Here is a 2,948-nt window from a genome sequence, read left to right as displayed (position 1 = left end):
GCGCCATGCCAAGCTGTGGTTCGCGGGCAGAGCCAATAACTGGGACCTCGCGGCTTATGAAATTGACGAGATCATGGAAGGCCTGGAAGACGCCGAGCAGCAGTTTCCGACCCATGACGGCGTTCCCGTTGCTGCCATGATCAAGGCCAACATCGATCCGGCGGTCGACGAACTCAGAAAGGCGGTCGAAGCCAAGAGCAGCGACGGATTTGCCGCCGCCTTCGACAATCTCACCAGCGCCTGCAACAGCTGCCACACAGCGGCGAACAAGCAGTTCATTCGCATCCAGCGGCCGACCGCGCCGCCACTGAGCAATCAGGACTTTGCACCATGACGGTACCGGGCCGCTGAGCGCGCAGGATGGGTCGAACGAAGAGGCCGGGCTCGACAACGAAACCCATCGCGGCGCGGCGAGCGATGACTTTCGCAAGGGCTCGACGCATCCTGCCCGCTAATCCCGCGCTTAACGTGCGCGGCGCTTCTGAGATGTGAGGAGTCATGTCATCAAGCCTGATCGTAACGACGGATGATCTGCTGGCGATGCTCGACCGGCTGCTTCTGCACAAGCTTCAGGATTATCATCAGGACCTATGGCTGGAATATCAGAGTCAGCGGTGGGACCGGCTCTATGCCAGCCGGAACGCAGCAATCCCTTTCTTCGTTGATTGGCCGGATGAAAGCCTGGTGTCCTGTTTCGAGTCGGGAGAGCTCCGGCCGGGACGGGTGCTGGAATTGGGCTGCGGACATGGCCGGAATGCGCGATATTTCGCCGGCCGGGGCTGCCAAGTCGATGCCGTGGATTTTTCCAAGGAAGGGGTCGCGTGGGCGATGGAAAAGAACGAGCCGGGTCAGGATATAAGTTATCTGTGCAAATCAATATTCGACTTGGACCTTCGCCAGCCGACATACGACATCGTCTACGACAGTGGATGCTTTCACCACCTTCCGCCGCACCGGCGACCTGGCTATCTGGGGCTGGTGAAGCGCGCGCTGAAACCTGCAGGCCGCTTCGCGCTGGTATGCTTTACGCCCGATGGCGGTTCAGGGCTCGACGATTTCGAAGTCTATCGACAGTGGAAGCTTACGGATGATCGTGGTCAGGGGCTTGGCTACACGAGCTCTCACTTGAGAGAGGTTTTCTCTCCAGGTTTTGAAATCCTGTCGCTGCGGAAAATGCAAGAGGCTCCGCCCGACCGAAAGCTCTTTGGCAAGGATTTCCTTTGGACCGTGCTCATGAAGCCAATACCCTGACAAGGTCCTGCGGTTGAAGTCGCAAGCTTGGCAGGAGCCGGACGTTGGCCGGCATCAAATGCCGACGCGTTGCCCGCGGCGGCGCGGTGATCCCGCCCGCAGGCTAGCCGGGCTCGCCGTGGCGCGGTACTGTTGTTATCCGCCTCAAATTGTCCCGGCTGCAACGCAGGTGCCCAATGGACAGCGATCCCTCAAAGATCCCGGTCGAGCCGATCCCGTTCGAGCATGGCCTGCCCCGCTTCGCGCACAGCCTCGGCAGAGGGCATCCCAGGATCGTCGCGATCGGCTCGTCGACGACGGCGGGCGAAGGCAACATCAAGCCCTATCCGGCGCGACTATTGGAGTTTCTTCAGGCCCAATATCCGAACGCCGGGATCACCCTGGCCAACAGGGGAGCCAGCGGCCAGGAGGCGCCGATCGAGCTGCAGCGGTTCGATACCGACGTCATCGCCGACAGGCCCGATCTGGTGATCTGGCAGGTCGGCACCAACGCGGTCTGGCAAGGCCCGGGGCAGACGCCGCCACCTCCCTCCTTCGACGAAACCACCGCGGCGATCCGCGAGGGACTGGTCAAGCTGCGAGACCGGACGCAGGCCGACGTCATCCTGATGGACCTGCAATATGTGCCGGCCGTGCTGACGCCGGCCAACAAGGACAAGGCGATCGCGATGGTCGAGGCGATCAGCGCGCTGGCGCGCGACGCCGCCGTCAATGTGTTCCGCCGTTTCGCCTTCATGAAGGGCCTGCATGAGGTCGAGCAGGTCTCGTTCGACCGGATGGTCGACCCGACCGATGTCAGCCGGCTGCACGACAGCGACTGGGCCACCGAGCGCGTGGCATGGGCGGTGAAGCTCGCGATCACAGGCGGCGTCGACAAGGCGCGGTCAGCGGGTGCCGCGAACATCAGCTAGACGAGCGATTTTGAAGTTCGAATCATATCAGCGCAGGGTAATGACACTCTTGCGCCGTGCCCGCCATCCCGTCGTCATGCCCGGGCTTGTCCCGGCCATGGCGAGAAGACGTACGTTCTGAGGGCCTGGAAACGACGAGATCATGGAAGGCCTGGACGACGCCGAGCAGCAGTTTCCGACCCATGACGGCGTTCCCGTCGCTGCCATGATCAAGGCCAATATCGATCCGGCGGTCGAAGAACTCAGAAAGGCGGTCGAAGCCAAGAGCAGCGATGGATTTGCCGCCGCCTTCGACCATCTCACCAGCGCCTGCAACAACTGCCACACAGCGGCGAACAAGCCGTTCATTCGGATCCAGCGCCCGACCGCGCCGCCATTGAGCAATCAGGACTTTGCACCATGACGATGTTTTTCCGATTTTAATACATTGTACCCAATTTGGGGTGTATAGTACCCAAAATGGGGTTGATATGGAAAAGAATCTAAAGAACCTAAGCCTATCGAGTGCGCTGTTTTCTGGTGTGCAGCAACGTGTGCTGGCGCTCATCTTCGGGCATCCCGAGCGCAGTTTCTACACTTCGGAAATTGTTCGGAGTGTTGATTCGGGCCGGGGTGCTGTCGAACGCGAGCTGGAACGCCTGGAACGAACCGGGCTGGTTTCGGTCAAGCACGTCGGCAATCAGAAGCACTATCAAGCCAACCAGCAATCACCAATTTACGAGGAACTTAAAGGTATCGTCCTGAAGACCGTTGGGCTGGCCGAACCTCTAAGGCAGTCACTTGCGC

3 protein-coding genes and 2 pseudogenes are annotated in these 2,948 nt (G+C 60.4%); all 5 read left to right on the top strand.

Going from position 1 to position 2,948, the window contains the following annotated elements:
* Window positions 1–334: pseudogene (locus tag WCB02_RS03030) on the top strand (hypothetical protein); the annotation flags it as partial.
* 164 nt (window positions 335–498) lie between these two features.
* Window positions 499–1,251: a class I SAM-dependent methyltransferase gene (locus WCB02_RS03025; RefSeq protein WP_423956232.1), complete on the top strand. Its 753-nt coding sequence runs from the start codon at window positions 499–501 to the stop codon at window positions 1,249–1,251.
* Window positions 1,252–1,427: 176 nt separating this feature from the next.
* Complete coding sequence (locus WCB02_RS03020; protein WP_423956230.1) at window positions 1,428–2,162, top strand: SGNH/GDSL hydrolase family protein; 735 nt, start codon at window positions 1,428–1,430, stop codon at window positions 2,160–2,162.
* 142 nt (window positions 2,163–2,304) lie between these two features.
* Window positions 2,305–2,565, top strand: a complete 261-nt coding sequence (locus WCB02_RS03015; RefSeq protein ID WP_423956228.1) for a hypothetical protein — start codon at window positions 2,305–2,307, stop codon at window positions 2,563–2,565.
* A 67-nt stretch (window positions 2,566–2,632) separates the two neighbouring features.
* Window positions 2,633–2,948, top strand: a pseudogene (locus WCB02_RS03010) (transcriptional regulator); the annotation flags it as partial.

Source organism: Bradyrhizobium sp., from assembly GCF_049581145.1.
In the GTDB taxonomy this organism is placed as follows: Bacteria; Pseudomonadota; Alphaproteobacteria; order Rhizobiales; family Xanthobacteraceae; genus Bradyrhizobium.
This window is presented reverse-complemented; position numbering and strand designations above follow the sequence as displayed.

Coding starts and splice junctions, on each gene's coding strand:
- WCB02_RS03015 (WP_423956228.1), top strand. CDS start 2,305: ATGGAAGGCCTGGACGACGCCGAGCAGCAGTTTCCGACCCATGACGGC.
- WCB02_RS03020 (WP_423956230.1), top strand. CDS start 1,428: ATGGACAGCGATCCCTCAAAGATCCCGGTCGAGCCGATCCCGTTCGAG.
- WCB02_RS03025 (WP_423956232.1), top strand. CDS start 499: ATGTCATCAAGCCTGATCGTAACGACGGATGATCTGCTGGCGATGCTC.